Raw genomic sequence first — 20,102 nt, 5'->3', positions numbered from 1 at the left:
CTAAAGAGATATTGCCTGGCAGTGTGTAGCTATATACCTCAAATTCACTTATTGTTCATACTTTATCCGATAAATTTTCGCCATTGCTTGTACTCTATCTGCCACATCGAGTTTTCGAAAGATATTTGTTAGGTGGTTTTTGACAGTATGGGCGCTAATGAACAGTAAATCGGCAACTTCTTGATTATTTAAACCTTCAAGAATTAAATGAAGAACTTCCTTTTCTCTGCTTGTTAATGAAAGATTATCTATTACGCTTTTCACATCTTTCAAATCCTCAATTTCCGTGATTCCGATTGTAGCATGATCCGCTTCTAATTCCTTGCTGCTACTTTCCTTCTGGACGATGATATATTCACGGAATTGAACGGCTAATGGACTATTTATGTCTTTAAAGGGAATTGTGATTCCTTTAAGATAAGAAAAAGCTAATACTAATAGCTGCGCCTCTTCAGTCAGAATGATTCTTTGCTCTTCTCCGTTTAGTATATGATGATATTCTCTAAGTATCTTCAGCCGTTCTGCACTTATTTTATCGTGAAGAAAGTCTAGACTGAATGGGATTACCTTACATGTCTCTAACAGTTCCTCAACAGCAGAATCCTGCCAGCTTTGTTTGCTCATAAACCCTTTCAGTAGTTCCGTCGCTTTACAAGTAAGATGAAATTCCTCTGGTTTTAGTTCCTTTAAGCTTTCGAAAAGTATTTCAGTAGGCTCTTGTTTTACCTCTAAGTCAATAATTCTTTTTGAACCAAAGCTTACAGCTAAAACCTCGGTTAATAACTTAAGCTCTGCCTCTAGCCTCTTATCTCCTAAATGCCCCTCTTCCTCGAAGTGAATGGTAAACAGACCTAAAACTTGCTCATTTAAAGTGATTGCCTTATGAATTAAGCCTTTTTTAGAAGCGTTTACTTCAACTCGGTGACCGTTAGAAAAGAGTTGTTCAGCAACTTTATGATGCTCTTGTTCAGCAGCTTGTGAAGCCTTGCCTCTTTTGTACAATTTTCCACTTCTCGCTGTAAAGATAGTTAAACAATTTTTGCTCCATTTATGACAAACGTCCATAACGCTGTACAAAACACTGATTGGATCATTTGTATGCAATAGTATGTCAGCTAAATTCAAAAAGGCTGCATGTACATCTCTTTGTTTGTCAACAAGCTTCAATTGCTGGATTAAAAATTCTGTTTGAGCGGCTGCTTGTGCAAGTGCTTGTAAATGCTCTGTTAGCTCTTTGCTCACAGGCTTATTAGTCAAGGAGCCTCCAAACATAATTCCTACTGTTTCTTTAGCCTGTTGGATAGGGAAACCAAAAATATGCTGAGGGTATATGTCAAACTGATGAAAGAATCCTGCTTTTGGTGATTCTTTTATAGACTCAAAATGAAAGATCTTTTTTGTAGCAGCAGCATGTCCTAATAAACCTTCTCCGATAAAGAAGCTTTTTCCCTCCAATTGTTTTGCATCCCCGTTTACATGTTGGATGGTATAAATAGCATTTTCTTCTCTTTTGGCAATACCGATAAAGTCCACAAAGCCCTCTTTTACTGCGTAATCTAAAATATTACTTATAGAGAAATCCTCCATATAAGCGAGCTGCTTTTTATAAAGTGTCAACAGCTGATTTTTCCACGTCATCTCTTGTCGTAAGCTTTTTACAAACATTAAGCTATAATGTAGATCGTTTATCTTTACTAAGGCGCTTTCTTTCTCCTTTACGGTAAGAATAGGAATGTCTTTGTTTAACGCGGTAGACACTATATTGCTTCCGCATACATCTTCCACAAAAGGACCGGTAATAATTAAATACGAGTCTTCTCTATATTGGAAAAAGGGTGACAGGATGTATTTATAACATCCAATATTCTCATCTGTTGGTGTTATTACTACTGGTTTTTTTATTTGGTAAGCTATATTTAGTACGTCGAGTAGCTCTGTAGAATATTCTTTAAAGAGCAGCATGATGTCTGTATTTCGAATTACATACCCTCCCTTGCTGTTAACAAGGTGGATTGGCAATCGAATGGTGCTTTCATATGTTTCTATCAGTGCTGTTACTATGTCATTGTTTAAAGTATTTACATTCAATTTTAATCATCCTATATTATAATGTTTTATATATGTCGGAACTTGCTGATTGCCATCTTAACAAACGAAATATCATCTTGTTTACTTATTTCCCCATCATGAAGCAATATCTCCAATAGCCCTTTTGTATCTAGTTGTGAATTAGCGAGTACAGATTCCTTCAATTTATTAACAGCATGGTACATCGCTGTACCGTCAATATTTTCTAATAGTCCATCTGTAAATAGAAGTAACTGCGAAGGATCTTTTAAAGGTACTGTTTCAGCGGTTGGCTTGATTTCTTCAAGTATTCCTAAAGGAACACAATTGGATTTAAGAAGCTCTGCATGATCAGACTGTACCAATAGCCCTGGAGGATGGCCGGCATTAATATATGTTAAGTTCATTTCTTTCGTATCTGCAACTGCATATAGTGCAGTGAAAAACTGTAAGGAGCTGGTATGATCATTAAACAATTTATGCATATGAGCGTTTAGTGTCTCTATGACAAGAACAGGTTCTTTTACCCTGACAATCAATCCTTCTAACAGTGCCCGTATACTCATGGAAACAAGGGCAGCTGAAACACCATGTCCCATTACATCCATAATTAACACTCCGTATTGATGCTCATTAATCCTATACCAGACATACATATCTCCTCCGATATTATGTGCTGGAATATACTGCCCTTCTATCTGAACCTCCTCCGTAATTAGCGGCTTGCAGAGTACACTTTGCTGCAGAATGGTCGCGAGTTCAAGATCTTTGTTCATTTCCTCTTCTAGTTTTTTCTTTTCTGTTATATCCTTTGCGATAACACAGACACCATCTATTCTTCCTTGCATAATTAACGGAATGCTTTTATATTCTATATAAACTGGGTTTTCATGCTTATCTCGTATGATGTCTGTACTGTCCACCATTTTCCCTTCTAGTACATCCTCGAAATTTTCAAGTGATTTGGAGGTTTCTTTATGAAAAAGCAGATCTTTGAAATGAGACCCAATCAACTTATCTCCTAGCACGTCAGTTACTCGTTCGTTAACTTCTGTTATTGTGCCTTCGTTATTGACGATAATTGCCAGATAGAGATTATTATTAAATAAGGTAAAATGCCTAAGTGTTACTTTTTCTAAGTCGAATATAAGCTCTTTTTTTCGTATTGTTTCTTTCCTTTCTTTCCAAAACAGACAAACGATAAATAAACCTAATGGAAGATGCAAGAAGAAACTTAATGTTTGATATTCTTCAAAAAGATGAATATCCATGCCTGTTTTCAGCTTGTAAGAAAGTTTAAGGAAGATAAACAGCTCCATTACTACGTATGCAGCCAGTAGGACACCTGTCCATTTACTTCCCGATAATCTATTTATCTGCTTCATTACACTTCCCTTTCCTTCTAAGCATTAAAGCGTCTTCTTTTGTTCAAAATATTGTTCAGCCTGTTCCAATGTAGGAAATAGCTCCATAAAAGTGTTGAATTTAACGATTTCGAATATCTCATCCAATGGTGGCGTAATTCCTGAAACAACAAGCTCCTTTCCATTTTTTCTTGCTTTCATAGCTCCATCAGCGATTACACCGAGTCCTGAGCTGTTCAAATAGGAAACATGATTTAAATCAAGTATTAAAGAGGCAGTCGATTCATGCAGAAACTTCCCCATCATTAGTCGGAAGTGTTCGCTGTTCTTAATCGTAATATCTTCGTTCATTTCAAGGATGTGAATATGAGCTTTTTTTATGACTTTCATTTCTGCCACACTTTCTTTAAATTTTAGTAAACTACTCTATCCTAAAGATAAGAGTCAGTTTTTTGCCTTCTTCTGTGTAAATAAGCTTATCAGCAAGCTTCTGCATGATGGCTATTCCCCGGCCGCGCATACATGTTTGATGCTCTTTAAAAAACACATCTGGATTGCCAATCATCCCAATCTTCTGTTCATAATTAAAACCGTTTCCATTATGCAACACATCAACATAAAGTTTTTTGTCGCTTATCTTTATGGAAAAAGTAATGCTTCCGTCTTTAACTGTTTGGATTCCATGTTCGAAGGCATTATTGACTGCTTCCAATAAAGCATACAAAATCTTCACATGGTTTCCATATGCTATTTTCTGGAGATATTCCTCGATAGCAGGAAGCTTTTCCTCAAGCTCCTCATATCGGGATATTGTATAGGCTAATGTCATGTTTACACCTCAAACGATAATCCACCTGCTCATTATTTGTTAGGATATGCATATAAAGAATAATTAACCTCTTCTTGATTCATACTTTTAAAATCAATTTTTCGGCTAAAAAATAGGAAAAGGCATGAGACCGATACTGCCGATTCCATGCCATAGATATACAATTTTTATCTAATAGTATTAAGGGATAACTACAAATAAATGGTGGTTAATGAATCCCTTTAGAAACTAATCCGATTGCTAACGTTTGAAATAACGATCTAACCGGCATATTTCGTTTTTTGATTGTTCTGAGCATATCAACTAATTGCCTGATTTCATCCTTAGATTGAACATCTATGATCAAATCACATAAATAGTCGCTTTCCATAATAGTCATTCCAGTTGCAGTAGGTACTTTAAAAGCTTTTTCTTTTCGTAAGTTATTTTTCAGATAATTTTTATCCATATCATATAAAGTTATTAAAACTGGTTTTTTGTCTACTGTCATTTCAATCATAAATGTTAACCCTCCTTGATGAATCCAGACTAAGTTGTTTTTACTCTTCTGTATAATAGATTTATCATACCTATTATCTAGGTAAAGATATATAGGAATCCGTTCCTGAGGAAGAGGGTCCTATGTAGTAAGACCTCCTAATCCAATCGTAAAAAACATGAGAAAGGACCTAGAAATAGGTCCTTCCCAATGTTCGAATTAAAGAGATAAAGTCGAATCATTATTTGCTGTTTTTTCGTTTTCTACGCTTTCCTTTTGTTTCTCAGCTTTTTCATAGGCTTTCCAGAAAGGATAATATACGATTATGCCGATAGCAAAGTTGATAATAACTAAAAGCACTCCCTTCCAGTCACCGCCTGTGGCAACATAGCCTGATATAAACGGCGGAGTAGCCCATGGCAGTTCAACAAAGACTCTATTTATAAGATGTAGGGAAAATGCCCCGTAAGTTACTATAGCTACGATGGTCCCTGATAGGATAAAAGGGATAAGGAAAAAAGGATTTAACACAATTGGCAAGCCGAAAACAATTGGTTCAATAATTGTAAATACAGCTGCAGGTGTTACAATGCCTGCCAACGTTCTAGCTTGTTTTAATTTAGAGCGCCACATCCAGAACAAAATTCCCCACGCAGCAGCAGGCCAGATTGTGATTCGTTCGACCACTGTCGTCCACACATGAGGCAAATCCTTTAAGTTAACTCCATTCGCTAAAGCCTCTGCATTTTCCGCTACCCATTGCAGTTTTAATGGTTCAAAAATTGGTCCTATCATATTATCTCCATGCATGCCAACAGACCAAAGCAAAAGTCCGATAAACACTCTTGGTACATACACGAAAATACTATCTGTGCCGCTGAATACTGGCCCTAACACGGAGTTCAGAAACACTGTGATATCAAAGTTCAGTATAGAACGGACTATCCATAAAACCGTTAAGATGACCAAAAACGGTATGAGCGCAACGAACGCATTCGTCACATTTGGCGGTACCCCATCTGGCATTCGGATGGTAATTTTCTTTTCCAAAAAAAATCGGTAAATTCTAATACTGATTAAACTGCTGATAATTGCTGCAAATAATCCTCCTGCAGCAAAATTCGTCACATCCATCCCATTTGTTAAATCATTTATATTAATCAAAAAGAATGCCGCTACACTTAATAAGGCAGCATTAGTGGAATCAATATTAAAGTGTTTGGCATAATTCATGCCAATCGCAACAGCAGCATATAACGAGAGAAAATTCATGGTTATATGGAAAAACACTAGCAGCTTTGGAGCTAGACTAGATAATGCTGGGATAAGGGCCCCTTCACTGAAAGTACCTGGTAAACCGAGCATAGCTAGTAATAAAAACAAGCTTCCAATAATCACAATAGGAACAATTGCGACTAAACCATCCTTTACAGCGGCAACAACGGGGATACCGCCAAACTTTGCCATTGGTCCGGCTAATCGATTTACAACAATATTAGAGATTCTTTCTAAAAATGATGTCTTAGGTTTAATCATTTTAACCTCTCCCCTTTTATTCAGTTACACTACCTGCATGTTGGTTATTTGTCGACAACAACCTTGTAAGCGCTATCTTTCTTAATCGGATTATAGGATACTGCTCAATTATTTGTCTAGAGAGGTTTTTGTTATTTCTGCTGCTGATAAATGGTTATCCTCTTCTAAGCGTAAAAAAAGGGTTTATTATTTCCCAATTCTCAGCAAGCATCTTCATTACATAAATAGCATGAATTAGCGGTTCTTTGGCTTTTAATCTTTTTACTTTTTGCCTCATATATATTTTGGGAAATGAAATCAGATTTCAAGTTTCGTATGGTCTCAACTGCATTTAGAAAGATATCACCATAATGACAACGATAGGTTTTTAATAGTCATTTCGATGCTATGATTATTTTAAGAAATTGCAAAGGAGAGTTCATATGTTAAACATAGCGTTTGTAGGTTTTGGTAATGCCGTCGTAAATTATCACTTACCATATTTAGAAAGAAAAGATCAGATTAACGTGAAAAGTATCTTTAGAAGAGAAGAAGATCGTATTGGAGATACAGAACGAGAAGCCTGGTATCCTGATATCCGCTTCACAACAAGCTTCGAAGAGGTATTAAATGATGATGAAATAGAATTAATCGTTATTTGTACTCATGTTGACAGTCATGTTGCCTATGCAAAGCAAGCGTTAGAGCACAATAAGCATGTCCTTGTGGAAAAGCCATTTGCGCCAACTGTGGAAGAGGCAGAGGAAATTTTCGACTTGGCTAAGTCTAAAGGACTGATTGCGATGGCCAATCAAAACAGACGATTTGATGGTGATTTTCTTACATTGAAAAAAGTAATCGACAGTGGTGTGCTTGGTCGACTTATTGAAATACAGTCCCATTATGACTACTTTAATCCGCAGCATATCCAAAAGGGTTTTGGCTTATTGCACGGATTAGCGGTTCATACGATTGACCAGTTGTATTCCTTATTCGGTAAGCCAGAAGCAATTCATTATGATGTTAGAAGTATAAATCATCCAGGAGAATCAGATGATTATGTCGATATCGACTTCCATTACGGCCTGTTAAAGACTACGGTAAAATGCAGCTTAGCTGTAAAGATTAATCATCCGAAGTTTATTGTCCATGGCGACAAAGGCAGCTTTATAAAATACAGCAGCGGTCATCAGCAAAAAAATCCAGACGGTGTGACAAAAGCATCGTTTGAAGTGGAACCAGCAAGTAATTGGGGAGAGCTTTCCTATATTGATGAAAATGGGATAGAGCATAATGAATCGGTTAAGTCTGAAATAACCGATTATGGTATTCTTTACGAAAAATTATATGCAAGTATAAAAACTGGTGCAGAAAAGCCAGTGAAAGATGAAGGAGTTTTAGCCGTTTTAAAAATATTAAATGATGGTGTGGAAGCAGCGAAGAAATCGGGGTGTTCTCAATGAAAATAGCTACAATAGGTACAGGGTTTATTGTTGAGGCCTTTTTACAAGGCTTAGAGAAAATAGCAAGTGCAGAGTGTGTGGCAATTTACTCCCGTAAAGAGGAAACTGCACAGCCGCTTGCAGCAAAATATGAAGTAAATAAAATCTATACCGACTTAGATGCTTTATTTGCCGATGACTCTGTTGAAATCGTTTATATTGCATCACCAAACAGTCTCCATTTTGACCAGGCTTATCGTGCGCTGGAGCATGGGAAACATGTGATTTGTGAAAAACCGTTTACCTCTACCCTTCAAGAAACAGATACATTGATCTCGTTAGCAAAACAAAATAACTTAATGTTATTTGAAGCAATTACAACCATCCATTTGCCAAACTATCAAATTATAAAAGAAAATATCAATAAAATTGGGCAAATAAAGCTTGTCCAATGCAACTATAGTCAATATTCCAGCAAATATAATGCATTGCTTGCTGGCGAGACACCAAACGTCTTTAATCCGCAGTTCTCTGGCGGCTCTCTCGTTGATATTAATATCTATAACTTGCATTTTGTGATGGGTCTCTTTGGTACCCCAGAGAAACTGAGCTATACCGCCAATAAACATTCAAATGGTATCGATACATCTGGCGTCCTGTTATTAACTTATCCAGACTTTATTGCCGTGTGTGCCGGTGCAAAGGATACTCGCAGCGAGAACTTTGTGATGATTCAAGGAGAAAAAGGCTATATTCATGTTGAAAACGGAGCAAATGGCTGCAGACGGGTAATTCTTCACAATGACGAAGCTAAGACAGAATTTAATGAGCAAACATCTATGAACAATTTATACTATGAACTGCTCAAGTTTAATGACATCTATAAAACGAAGGATTATAACCGCTGCTATAGCTTGCTTGATTATAGTCGTTCTGTTATGGAAAAAGTGGTAGAAGCGCGCATGGACGCTAATATTATTTTCGCGGCAGATAATATTTAACAGAAAAGAGAGCTGAAATTTTTTTCAGCTCTCTTTTTCTTGTTGAAGTAATAAGGAATTCATGTACAATACATCAAAAATATAAACAGATGACATCATGTTGTAGATTTTAGATAACTCAAGTTGCTTATCAGAAGAATATGTCATGATTACCTCGTCACATAATTTTGCTAATGCAGAATCGCGGCTCCCGGTAATACCGATTACCTTCATATGATTGTTCTGAAGCCTTTTTGCAATATCAATCATTGCTTTGTTTCTTCCTGTATGGGAAATGACAAAAGAAATAGTAGATGACGTATTTTTGAGATTAGTTAAATAATGCTGATTGGCACTGTTATAGGCAACTGCCATCATGCCGACTTCATTCCATTTGGCGCAAGCTTGCTGGGCGATATAATAATTGATATCAACACCATAAACATCGATCCGTTCAGCGGTTCTTAACCACTCGATTATATGTTCTAAACTGGCATGGTTAAACATTCTTCTCGTTTCGGTAAATGCTCGTTCATAAAACCCTGGAACTAAATCTATCCCGTATATGCTGCTTTTGGTTTCAGAGAAATCAGTGTGTTTTTTTTCTGCTTTCCCGTCTTGCTTATATTCAAGTGCCAATTTCAGCTGAAAGTCAGGATATCCTTTTAAACCTAGTTTTTTACATAAACGAACAATTGTCGAGGAACTGGAGAAAGTTAATTTAGCCAGTTCATTAGCTGTTGCGTTAAATACAACTGTCGGATTTTCCAGTATATAGTTTACGATATACTGCTCCTGTGACGTTAAATTATAGCTGTATTTCATCTTTTTAATTAGCATTTCATACTTCCCCTTCTCTTACTGCCGAACATTGGCACATCCTCTAAAAAGGTTTCTCTTCGAATTGCTGTAACACTTCTGCTCTCCATAATTGTCTTTGGCGATTTTCCTGGTATTCCATTTGATAAAGAGTGGAAAATAACACATTTAATATGTATTCAAATGCTGCTTGAGAAGAATAGGTGGAAATTTTCTCTGTTTCCTTCGTTTCTAATCTTGATACGGTAATAATTACATCTGCCAGTTTTCCGAGCTCACTGTCAGGATATGATGTCAGCAACAAAATAGGAATGCCTCTCTCTTTTATCAATCTTGCTGCAACTAAGTCATTCATAGCTTTTGCATCATAGCTGATGAAAAAGGCGCAGTCATCTCTTAATAAATTCGCAGCGTTTAATGCCCATTCTTCTCGCTCTTTAGCAAGAATAGCATATTTATTAATCTTCCAAAGTTTATTTTGAAAGCTTTCGGCACGAATTTGAGAATCACCAGCCGCAAACAGGAAAATACGTTTGGCATTATATAAATGTTTAGTCATTTCCATAAGCTGTGCTTCATTTAAGAGCTGATACGTTTCTTTAATTGCTTGCTGTGTTAAATGCATCATATCTTCACTTATTTTCATCAGCGGGGAATGGTCCTCAAAAGGGATATTTGGATTAATGTCTTTTTGCGGTCCATCAAGTTGTTCGATTGATTTCAACAGCTGAATCTTAAACTCCTTGAAGCCCCTAAATCCCATTTTTTGAGCAAAACGAATAATAGAAGCATTAGAAGTGAAGGTTCGTTTCGCTAATTCCTGAATCGAGATATTTTCCATCGAGCTTGTATTTGCGAGTATATATTCTGCAATAGTTTGCTCTGTTGTTGTGAATTTTGTATATGCTGCAATCTGTTTTATTAACAAGCCGCTCCATTCTCCTTTAATTCTGAACTATTTTTCCAATATATTTAAAGTATGAACAAAAAAATCGGAACTATTTTACCTAAATAAGCGTTTTCAAAGATGATTATAGCATTCTTCCCCTCGCACCCATATAATTAAAGCTATCAAGAGCTAATTAGGAGTGAGAATCATGTTAACAATCGGTTATATTGGAAATGGTAAAAGTACAAATCGTTATCATCTGCCTTTTGTACTACAGCGTGAAAACATTAAGGTAAAAACTATTTACCGCAGGAATCCTGACCGTGATAGTTGGGAAGCACATCCTTCTATTCATTATACTACTAATCTTACTGAAATCATGAACGATGCAGAAATTCAGTTGATAGTCGTTAATACAGCAGTAGAATCGCATTTCGAATATGCAAAAATGGCACTCGAGCATAATAAGCATGTGCTAGTGGAAAAACCGTTTATGCTGACAAAGGAAGAAGCAGAAGAAATATTTGCTCTTGCTAAGGAGAAAGGTTTGATTGCCCAGTGTTATCAAAACCGCCGCTATGATTCCGACTTCTTAACAGCAAAAAAAGTTTTGGAAAGCGGTAAATTAGGCGATTTGCTTGAAGTAGAAATGCATTATGATTATTTTAGACCGGAAACTCCAGAATCTACTCATACGTTTACTTACTATCATAGTTATTTATACGGCCATGGCACCCATACGATTGATCAGGTAATTTCTTATTTTGGTAAGCCTGATCATATCCATTATGATGTCAGACAGCTTCTTGGTACTGGCCGAATGAACGATTATTTTGATTTAGATTTTTATTATGACAAGCTGAAGGTTTCCGTCAAATCTAGCTTCTTTCGTTTGGTACAGCGTCCTAGTTTTGTGCTTTATGGTAAAAAAGGTGTTTTTGTCAAACAAACAGAGGATCGACAAGAGGAACATTTAAAGCTGTTTTATATGCCACACCATGCTGATTTCGGAATCGATTTACCTCAGCATTACGGCACCTTGACATATATGGATGAACAGGGAGTTTATCACGAAGAAAAGGTTGTTTCCGAAGTTGGAGATTATGGTCGCGTCTATGATGATATTTATAACGCTATCATCAATGGAGCAGACAAACAAATTAAAGATGAGCAAACACTTTTGGCGATGGAAATACTTGAACAAGGAATTAAGCAATGTAAGTAAGATGTTTAACTTAAAGAAACCTTCACAGTCAGTGAAGGTTTCTTTTTTACTTATATTAACCCATATTTCTTAAAGCTGTTATATATACCATCCTCGTCATGTCTGTCGGTAATATCGTTAGCTGCCCGTTTCACTTCTTCTTTAGCATTGCCCATTGCTACACCGTATTGAACAAATTCAAGCATCTCGATGTCGTTTGAACCATCACCATATGCGTATGTATGCTCTTTTTCTAGGCCGAGATGCTCGATTACCTTTTCAATGGCCGACGCCTTATGGATTCCAAAGATTGACACCTCTCCACTGTTAGTTCCGAAGAAAGGCACGGTGCTAGGAATGACAGTAAAAACAGACGGAAATTGTTCCATAATACGCTCAATCGGAACAGCAGAACCTAAAAACCCAATTTTATTAATATCATCTCTCACTAAGTCTTCGGCTTCACTGATACTGTTATAAAATGACTGCATCGACTTCCGTAATTCTGCTTGTGCTGTTTGTGTTTCAAAAACAGTATCAATCAGTGCACGGATGCTGTCTTTACAGCTTTTACTCGCAAATAGGCCTTCATTTGTTTCTAAGAAGAACTCAATTTCATGCTGATTAAAATAGTCCACCACCAATTGCAGATTATTCTTTTTTATAACTTCATGAAACAGCACTTCTCCGTTTAGCTCAATATAACCGCCTGCCGCACCAACAATGTCGTCAAAGCCAATCTCTAATACTTCCGGAAACAATATCGATTTAGAACGTCCCGTACAAAGAAAAACGAAATGCCCGTTGCTTCTCGCCTTTCTAACAGCAAGCTTAGCTGAATCTGGTATAATGCCATTGTCATCTACAAGTGTTCCGTCAATATCCAAAAAAATAATTTTTTGCATAAACACACCTACTCTATTGTTTAATTATGCCATTCTTTCCTCTATACGTAATATAAACAGAAATATTTATTATTCTTTGCTATACTTATTATATAGTAAATACATATGGTTCTTAAATCACTTTTCAAAAATATTCCCCGGGCTTCTCCAAAAAAAAGTATTATTTATAGACACTTCCGATAGACGAACTAATGTTCTGTTTGATAAAATAAACATATATACCAAATTAGGAGTCTTTTATCATTCCGTTTTAATAAAGTAAACCGATAAATTCGGTAAGAGCTGATGCCTATAAAATTGGTGGATGTACAGAAATAAAAATTCAGGCAATAGATCTTATTCCTGATATGAGGTGTGATCATGGCAATAACAAAACAACATGAAATGTATGAAAAACGGCTTGAGGAATTGCTGAAGGAAATGCCTTATTATGTCGTTGAATATGTAGACGATAAATTGGATATTCGCTCGCCTCTTACTCTGTTTAATTATGTGAGGGATTATAAAGAATTTTTCTCCTGGCTGCTTGCAGAAGGTATTGTTTCCTGCGAGTGCATGAAGGAAATTCCAGTGGAAGCATTAGGCGCTCTGCCTCTTTCTGATGTGCAGAACTACTTCAAATATGCAGCAAGGAAAAAGTACAAACTAACGGAAAAAGATGATGTGACCAAAAAAATCAGTCCGAAAACTGTTAATCGGCAAAAGTCAGCCCTCCGCTCTCTTTTCAACTACCTGTCATTAGAAGCAGAGGTTGATGGTGGTGAACCTTATTTTCACCGTAATGTGATGAAAAAAATTCCGATAAAAAAAGTCTCAGAAACATTTAATGAAAGAGCGCGAAAAATAACGGAAAAAATCTTTATTAACGATAATGATGTCGAGTTCCTACATTATATCGAGCATCATTATGAGGAAACATTAACACCTGCAGAGCTGCGATATTATAAGCGGGATAAAGAGAGGAATTTTGCGATACTGTCCCTATTCCTTGGCAGCGGTATTCGTGTAAATGAATTAACCTCCCTTCGCTTAAAGGATGTTGATTTAGCAGCAAGCGAAATCAGTGTCATTCGCAAAGGAGGCAAAAAGGACACGGTGTCTGTTACTCCCTCCTCTCTCCAGGATGTTATTAAATACTTGGAAGTGAGAGCGACTAAGTATAAGGCAGGCAGCGGCGAAAACGAGTATTTGTTCATTAAACTGTATAAAGGGAATCCCGAACCATTAACAAACAGAGCAGTTGAGGACATTGTATATAAATATACGAAGTCCTTTGATAAGCGGATGTCACCCCATAAATTGCGACATACATATGCAACCAATTTAGCAGAGCATACCGGCGGTGATATCCCCTTAATCATGAACCAATTAGGCCATACCCAATCAGATATTTCCCTGCTTTATATCAACACATCGAGGGAAAAAGCAAAAATGGCTGCAGAATTAATGGATAAACGGCGCCAAAATAAGGACGAATAACCAGGCACTTCTGACTACCAGGAGTGCTTTTTCTCCTTCTGTTTCTATAGGATAAGCTTCTTTCTTTTCGCACAAAATACCTTTGATTAATTTTAAGGAGTGTGCCGTTTATGAGGGAAATACTTGAGCAAGTAAAAGAAAATCTGGAAAGAACCTTTGACCAACCTGGAGCAAATGACTTAACAGCAAGTATTGAACTATTAGAAACAGCAAAAGATCTTTACGGTGATAAAGGAACACTGCTGCAAGATATGATTCGTGCATTGGCACAAGCAAATCATGCAAAAAATGAATTAAATATTTCAGGCGACATTTCTTCATCTGCTGCGTTTGGAGAAGCATATAATACTGTTAGCCATGCGTTATCATCTTATGAAAGATAAATCAATTAAAAAAACCTCGGTTTGCTTGCCGGGGTTTTTCTAATTGTTTAAAGGCTGTTAGCTCCTTTGATGATGGTTACTTCTCTTTGTAGATAGGCCCAGTTTTGCGGTGCAGGCAAGCTGATTTGCCAAAAGGTTGTTCCAGCAAGCTTGTTTACGTCGATTATTTTGTATTTTTCTAGATAACTCCTGATATCTTCAAACCAGACGATATGCTGATTATTTCCTGACCAGTATTCAAACCACGGAGATTTTGCCGCATTATCGTATTGAATGTCTGTAAGTAAGGATATTGCTGTATTTTGGGCGGCAAGGACAGATACCCCTTGTGTCGCATTTGTAGCGACTACTTTGTCATATCCATATAGCGCCATTGCAATCATCAGCTTCTCGGAACTAACCAATGTTAAAGCATAGGCAACAACCTGTTCGACAAAGGCAATAGGCGAAACAGGTTCAGGCGGACCGCCAGGGTAGCCGTAATCAATGGTCATCAATGCCATTAAATCCGCACTCCTGGCTATAGCTTCATAATCATATGCTCCAACAATCCGGTTTGCTGGAAGATCTGCCGATTTGGCGTGGACATTCACATTCAATAACAAACTTCCTAACTGTTGTTTTAATGCTTGTAAAAATAAATTAAAATCATTGCGACGAGCTGGCGGAATAAACTCAAAATCAATACTTACGCCTCCAAAGCCGCGAGTATTTGTGAGATTAACAATGCTCGATACTAAGTTTTGCCGGTATACGGCGTTCTCCAAAACAGCACCCGCAAGTTCTGGGCTAAAACCGCTGCTTGTAAAATTGCGGATCATTAATAAGGGAATGCTGTTAAGCTGCCGGCATCGATTGATAAGTGCACTATCATCTGTTTGTGCAAAGCAATAGCCTTCCGTTGTGAAGGAATAGTTGACAATAGCAATATACGTTAGCTGTGCAGCAAGGGAATTTATAGTGGCAAGATTTGCTATTGTATTGGATGGAACAATAAAACCAAGTGTGCTTATTGTCAGTTTGGTCGGAGAGGGTATATTAATTATTTGCCCAATTTGCAAAGGATTTAAAGAAACGCCTTCATTCGCAGCCGTGATAGCAGGAATGGTTGTATTAAATTGTTGTGCGATTTCCCATAAGTTATCACCGTTAATTGTTTTATAGGCACGAACAGGTAAAGCATTATCTGTGATGTACAGGGCAAGTCCTGGCACAATACTTGAGGAAGTTAAACCGTTAGTAGTAATAATCGTATTTTCCGCCACATTATAACGAGCAGAAATAGACCATAGATTTTCCCCGCTCTTTACGACATGAACAGTCATCATAACACCCCCTTTTAATCCATTTATATGGGAGATGTTCAAGATTATACAGGTTTTATCATATGGTCATGTATGTTTATGAACTCACAGTATATGACTGTTTCCTTGGAGGAAGAACTGTGATTGCTCGTAATTATACGTTACCTTTGAAAAATCAAAGGGCTGGCCGTTTGTTAAATGAAAAATGGTCTCAGCAGAAAGCTTCGGATCTCCACTCACTAGTCCTAGATAACCTGCTTCCGCCTCATCCAGTTTCCCAACTTGAAGATACATATCTGAGAAACCAACCTTAAGTCCTAATCCCTCTGTAATATAATGAAAAATCGATTCAGTAACAATTTCTTTATTCAAGTAGGTAATGATGCCTTTATGATAGTAGGATTCTTCCAAACATAAAGTTTGCCCATTAATATACCTTACCCTTTTTACATAGTAAACATCTTCCGTCTCCTTTAAGTTTAAGCTTTGTGCAGCTTCAGCTGTCGGTTTTCTTACATCGAATTCAATTACTTGTGACGTTATTTGAAAACCCTCTAAATCCTTCTTAAACCCTTGATTCGAAAGTAAGCTTATATAGCCTTTGCGGTGGTGTCTTCTTACAAAAATACCGCTGCCTCTTACTTGAAAGATAATGCCCTTTTTCTCGAGCATATCAAGAGACTTGGTTATTGTGCTTTTGCTGACCTCAAACTGATTCATTAATGCTTCGATGACAGGAAGTTTGTCCCCTTGCTGGAGGGAATGGTCCTCAATATATCTTTCAATTTCTGCTGCGATTTGCTGGTACTTTAACATATACATTCCTCTTTAATTATTTATAGAAGGATTATAGCATAAATCAGCAAAAATCTCATTTATCATTATGATGGTACAAAATAATTTGTTGGTACTTGATAAATTATACCGATACAATTATAATGTAAGCGTATAAAGGATTGAAGGAGGGGTACAAATTGGCAGGAAATGTTAGAGATTATCCGAAGTTAGCTAAAGATATTTTGAGCGCTGTCGGTGGTGAGGACAACATAGTCAGTGCAACAAGATGTGCAACAAGATTGCGTTTAGTATTAAAGCGCTCTAACCCGCAAGCGAAAGAAGAAATTTCTGCAATGCCGGGAGTTGTAACGGTTGTAGAAAACGGCGGACAATTTCAAGTTGTAATTGGTCAGCATGTCGGAGAGGTTTATGAGCATTTTTCTAATCTGATTAATTTAGATGCAGTACATACGGAAAATGAAAATAAAGGAACCATCCTCAACCGTATCATCGCCACGATGTCTGCAGTGTTTGCGCCATTTGTTTATATCTTGGCAGCAGCTGGTATTTTGCAAGGTTTATTGATTATCATAAACTTATTGTTTGATAGTTTCGCAGAAACTGGCACCTATCAAGTATTGAGCTTTATTTCTTGGGCTCCATTCACTTTTTTGCCGATTTTTATCGCAATTACTGCGTCCAAGCATTTTAAAACAAATACTTATATTGCAGTGGCCTGTTGTGCTGCATTAGTGAGCCCGACTTGGGCAGAAATGGCTGCACAAATTTCTGAAGGTTCAAATATTAACTTTATTGGAATCGCTTTAACAGAAACGACTTATACTTCATCCGTATTACCTCCGCTCTTCTTAGTGTGGATCTTGTCTTATTTGGAACGTTTCTTAAATAAGTACATCAATGAAGTAATCAAGCCATTATTTGTTCCCTTTTTCAGTTTAGTTATTATGGTACCGTTAACCATCACTCTTATTGGCCCGCTAACAACAATGGGCGCAAACGGCATTGCTAACGGCTATAATTTCTTGGCAGAAAATGCACCAATTGTTGCTGGTGCTATCATCGGCTCTTTATGGCAAGTTATCGTCATCTTTGGTGTTCACTGGGGAGTTACCCCGATGGTATTGGCCAACTTTGATTTATACGGCCGTGATTCCTTCCAAGCCTATCAAACGATTGCTGTTATCGCACAGGTTGGAGCAGTTTTAGGGGTAATCTTAAAGGCCAAAAGCCAAGAAACAAGAAAAGTCAGTGTGTCTGCAGGCGTAACTGGTATTTTCGGAATTACCGAGCCTGCGATTTATGGGGTTAACTTACGATTCAAAAAGCCATTCATCTTCGGATGTATCGGCGGCGGTATTGGGGCGATTACAGCAAGCTTTTTTAACCCATACTACTTTGCATATGCAGGCTTGCCTGGTCCGTTAACAATCGTAAACGGCATCAATGAAGACTATCCAATGTCCGTTTGGGGAATATTGATCGGGGCAGCAATTGCCATCATCCTTCCGGTTGTGCTTGTGCAAATTTTTGGTTATGGAGAAACAAATGACAGCAGCAAAACAGCAAGTCTAGAAAATACTAACACATCAAGCGCTCCGGAAATTGCAGCAACAACGATCACAGAGCTTACTGTTAACTCTCCAATTAGCGGCAAGGTTGTTCCTCTCTCTCAAGTGCCTGATGAAGTATTTAGTTCAGGTGCCATGGGGCAAGGAATTGCCATTGAACCAACAGAAAATAAAGTGATTGCACCATTTGAAGGCACTGTTGTGATGATTGCCCCAACAAAACACGCAATAGGCCTAAGATCAGAAACTGGTGTTGAATTGCTTATTCACATTGGTTTGGATACTGTTACACTCGATGGCAGCCCATTCACCGTCAAGGTTAAAGATGGCGAAAAATTCAATAAAGGTGATTTATTAATTGAATTTGATAAAGACTATATTGAGAGTAAAGGATTAAAGACAATCACACCTGTCATTGTTACTAACACATTCGCTTACGAAGAAGTTATCATCGAGAAAGTGGAAAATTGTACTTTTAATCAAACATTATTTACAGTAATTAAATGAGGAGGAATACAAACATGAGTAAATTACCAAAAGATTTCCTATGGGGCGGCGCACTTGCTGCTCACCAATTTGAAGGTGGCTGGAATGCAGGCGGAAAAGGTCCAAGTGTCGTCGATGTTTTGACAGCTGGTGAACATGGTGTTGCCAGAAAAATCACGGATACGATTGAGGAAAATGAGTTTTATCCTAACCATGAAGCAATCGATTTTTATCATCATTACAAAGAAGATATCGCATTGTTTGCTGAAATGGGCTTAAAATGCCTAAGAACTTCTATCGGCTGGAGCAGAATTTTCCCGAAAGGTGATGAAGCTACACCGAATGAAGAAGGCTTGCAATTCTATGATAATGTGTTTGACGAATTGTTAAGCAATGGCATTGAGCCTGTTATCACTCTTTCTCACTTTGAAATGCCATTGCATTTAGCAAGAGAATACGGCGGTTTCCGCAATCGTAAAGTCGTCGATTATTTTGTGAAGTTCGCAGAGGTTGTTTTCAACCGTTATAAAGATAAAGTGAAATACTGGATGACATTCAATGAAATTAATAACCAAATGGATGTAGACAACCCATTATTCTTATGGACAAATTCTGGTGTTACGATTAAAGATGGCGAAAATCCAAAAGAAGTTATGTACCAAACAGGTCATCATGAATTGATTGCTAGTGCATTAGCTGTTTCTGCCGGCAAGAAAATCAATCCAGAATTCCAAATTGGGGCAATGGTATCACATGTTCCTATTTACCCGTTCTCTTCTAATCCAGAAGACATCATGCTTGCAGAAGAAGAAATGAGACAGCGCTACTTCTTCCCTGATGTGCATGTACGCGGCGTTTATCCAAAATACGCATTAAAAGAATTTGAACGAGAAGGCTATAATATCAAATTCGAAGAAGGCGATGACGAGATATTACGCAATGGTACGGTTGATTATTTAGGCTTCAGCTACTATATGTCAACGACTGTAAAAAGCGATGTAGTAAATGACAACACTGGCAACATCGTTAACGGCGCATTACGAAATGGTGTAGAAAATCCTTATATTAAGTCAAGTGACTGGGGCTGGGCAATTGATCCGACAGGATTGCGCTATACATTAAACCGCTTCTATGATCGCTATCAAATTCCGTTGTTTATTGTAGAGAACGGCTTTGGGGCTATCGACACAATCAGTGAGGATGGCTCTATCCATGACCCAGAAAGAATTCAATACTTGAAATCTCATATTGAAGCATTAGAAAAAGCAGTTGAATACGACGGCGTTGATCTTATCGGATACACACCTTGGGGTATCATTGATATCGTTTCCTTCACTACAGGAGAAATGAAGAAACGCTACGGAATGATTTATGTTGACCGTGATAATGAAGGCAACGGCAGTATGAAACGCTTTAAGAAAGAATCCTTTAACTGGTATAAAAAAGTTATTGAAACAAACGGCGAAGTTCTTTAATGACAGAAAAAACCTTGTCCTTTTAACAGGATAAGGTTTTTTCTATTACAGCCATTTATTTTAAGTTTTAACAAAATCCGGACATACTTTTGACATATTTATGCTCTACAATATGAT

18 protein-coding genes are annotated in these 20,102 nt (G+C 37.4%); 7 read left to right on the top strand and 11 right to left on the bottom strand.

The window, feature by feature from the left end:
• Positions 1 to 48 precede the first annotated feature (48 nt).
• The 6 genes from M3600_RS10605 to M3600_RS10580 form a co-directional block, all read right to left on the bottom strand.
• Positions 49 to 2,088 carry a LuxR C-terminal-related transcriptional regulator gene (locus tag M3600_RS10605; RefSeq protein WP_251645852.1) on the bottom strand — a complete coding sequence of 680 codons (2,040 nt, stop codon included), beginning with the start codon at positions 2,086 to 2,088 and terminating at the stop codon, positions 49 to 51.
• A 26-nt stretch (positions 2,089 to 2,114) separates the two neighbouring features.
• Positions 2,115 to 3,452, bottom strand: coding sequence for a SpoIIE family protein phosphatase (locus M3600_RS10600; RefSeq protein WP_251645850.1), 1,338 nt, complete (start codon positions 3,450 to 3,452; stop codon positions 2,115 to 2,117).
• A 24-nt stretch (positions 3,453 to 3,476) separates the two neighbouring features.
• Positions 3,477 to 3,821 carry an STAS domain-containing protein gene (locus M3600_RS10595; protein WP_233315279.1) on the bottom strand — a complete coding sequence of 115 codons (345 nt, stop codon included), beginning with the start codon at positions 3,819 to 3,821 and terminating at the stop codon, positions 3,477 to 3,479.
• 31 nt (positions 3,822 to 3,852) lie between these two features.
• Positions 3,853 to 4,260 (bottom strand): ATP-binding protein, encoded by a 408-nt coding sequence (locus M3600_RS10590; protein WP_233315278.1) that lies wholly within the window; start codon positions 4,258 to 4,260, stop codon positions 3,853 to 3,855.
• A gap of 208 nt (positions 4,261 to 4,468) precedes the next feature.
• Positions 4,469 to 4,759 carry a hypothetical protein gene (locus tag M3600_RS10585; RefSeq protein ID WP_233315277.1) on the bottom strand — a complete coding sequence of 97 codons (291 nt, stop codon included), beginning with the start codon at positions 4,757 to 4,759 and terminating at the stop codon, positions 4,469 to 4,471.
• 198 nt (positions 4,760 to 4,957) lie between these two features.
• Complete coding sequence (locus tag M3600_RS10580) at positions 4,958 to 6,274, bottom strand: PTS sugar transporter subunit IIC (protein WP_251645842.1); 1,317 nt, start codon at positions 6,272 to 6,274, stop codon at positions 4,958 to 4,960.
• Between the two features lie 422 nt (positions 6,275 to 6,696).
• Here M3600_RS10580 and M3600_RS10575 point away from each other — a divergent pair, with 422 nt between their 5' ends.
• Both M3600_RS10575 and M3600_RS10570 read left to right on the top strand, forming a co-directional pair.
• Positions 6,697 to 7,716 carry a Gfo/Idh/MocA family oxidoreductase gene (locus tag M3600_RS10575; RefSeq protein WP_251645834.1) on the top strand — a complete coding sequence of 340 codons (1,020 nt, stop codon included), beginning with the start codon at positions 6,697 to 6,699 and terminating at the stop codon, positions 7,714 to 7,716.
• Positions 7,713 to 8,696 (top strand): Gfo/Idh/MocA family protein, encoded by a 984-nt coding sequence (locus M3600_RS10570; RefSeq protein ID WP_233315274.1) that lies wholly within the window; start codon positions 7,713 to 7,715, stop codon positions 8,694 to 8,696. Before M3600_RS10575 ends, M3600_RS10570 begins: the two co-directional genes overlap by 4 nt.
• Positions 8,697 to 8,720: 24 nt before the next feature.
• Here M3600_RS10570 and M3600_RS10565 read toward each other — a convergent pair whose 3' ends face one another.
• Together M3600_RS10565 and M3600_RS10560 are read right to left on the bottom strand one after the other, a co-directional pair.
• On the bottom strand, positions 8,721 to 9,515 hold the full coding sequence (locus M3600_RS10565; RefSeq protein ID WP_233315273.1) for a MurR/RpiR family transcriptional regulator: 795 nt from the start codon (positions 9,513 to 9,515) through the stop codon (positions 8,721 to 8,723).
• 43 nt (positions 9,516 to 9,558) lie between these two features.
• Positions 9,559 to 10,422, bottom strand: a complete 864-nt coding sequence (locus M3600_RS10560; protein ID WP_233315272.1) for a MurR/RpiR family transcriptional regulator — start codon at positions 10,420 to 10,422, stop codon at positions 9,559 to 9,561.
• 169 nt (positions 10,423 to 10,591) lie between these two features.
• Between M3600_RS10560 and M3600_RS10555 the strand changes: the two genes are divergently transcribed.
• On the top strand, positions 10,592 to 11,608 hold the full coding sequence (locus M3600_RS10555; RefSeq protein ID WP_233315271.1) for a Gfo/Idh/MocA family oxidoreductase: 1,017 nt from the start codon (positions 10,592 to 10,594) through the stop codon (positions 11,606 to 11,608).
• Between the two features lie 50 nt (positions 11,609 to 11,658).
• Here M3600_RS10555 and M3600_RS10550 read toward each other — a convergent pair whose 3' ends face one another.
• Positions 11,659 to 12,492, bottom strand: coding sequence for a Cof-type HAD-IIB family hydrolase (locus M3600_RS10550; protein WP_251645830.1), 834 nt, complete (start codon positions 12,490 to 12,492; stop codon positions 11,659 to 11,661).
• 360 nt (positions 12,493 to 12,852) lie between these two features.
• Here M3600_RS10550 and xerS point away from each other — a divergent pair, with 360 nt between their 5' ends.
• Positions 12,853 to 13,971 (top strand): tyrosine recombinase XerS, encoded by a 1,119-nt coding sequence (gene xerS / locus M3600_RS10545; protein WP_233315269.1) that lies wholly within the window; start codon positions 12,853 to 12,855, stop codon positions 13,969 to 13,971.
• A 110-nt stretch (positions 13,972 to 14,081) separates the two neighbouring features.
• The gene (locus M3600_RS10540; RefSeq protein WP_251645829.1) at positions 14,082 to 14,354 is read left to right on the top strand and encodes a hypothetical protein; all 273 of its coding nucleotides are present in this window, start codon (positions 14,082 to 14,084) and stop codon (positions 14,352 to 14,354) included.
• Between the two features lie 47 nt (positions 14,355 to 14,401).
• On the opposite strand, the gene M3600_RS10535 is transcribed toward M3600_RS10540, so the two are convergent.
• Both M3600_RS10535 and M3600_RS10530 read right to left on the bottom strand, forming a co-directional pair.
• Positions 14,402 to 15,682, bottom strand: a complete 1,281-nt coding sequence (locus tag M3600_RS10535; protein ID WP_311315902.1) for a glycosyl hydrolase family 18 protein — start codon at positions 15,680 to 15,682, stop codon at positions 14,402 to 14,404.
• Between the two features lie 81 nt (positions 15,683 to 15,763).
• Positions 15,764 to 16,474, bottom strand: coding sequence for a GntR family transcriptional regulator (locus tag M3600_RS10530; RefSeq protein WP_251645826.1), 711 nt, complete (start codon positions 16,472 to 16,474; stop codon positions 15,764 to 15,766).
• A gap of 158 nt (positions 16,475 to 16,632) precedes the next feature.
• Between M3600_RS10530 and M3600_RS10525 the strand changes: the two genes are divergently transcribed.
• Both M3600_RS10525 and bglA read left to right on the top strand, forming a co-directional pair.
• Positions 16,633 to 18,531, top strand: a complete 1,899-nt coding sequence (locus M3600_RS10525; RefSeq protein ID WP_251645824.1) for a beta-glucoside-specific PTS transporter subunit IIABC — start codon at positions 16,633 to 16,635, stop codon at positions 18,529 to 18,531.
• Between the two features lie 14 nt (positions 18,532 to 18,545).
• On the top strand, positions 18,546 to 19,985 hold the full coding sequence (gene bglA, locus M3600_RS10520) for a 6-phospho-beta-glucosidase BglA (protein ID WP_233315265.1): 1,440 nt from the start codon (positions 18,546 to 18,548) through the stop codon (positions 19,983 to 19,985).
• Positions 19,986 to 20,102: the final 117 nt, after the last annotated feature.

This window comes from Niallia sp. MER 6, from assembly GCF_023714395.1.
In the GTDB taxonomy this organism is placed as follows: Bacteria; Bacillota; Bacilli; order Bacillales; family Cytobacillaceae; genus Niallia.
The sequence above is the reverse complement of the archived record's forward strand: the minus strand, read 5'-3'. Positions and strand labels throughout refer to the sequence as shown.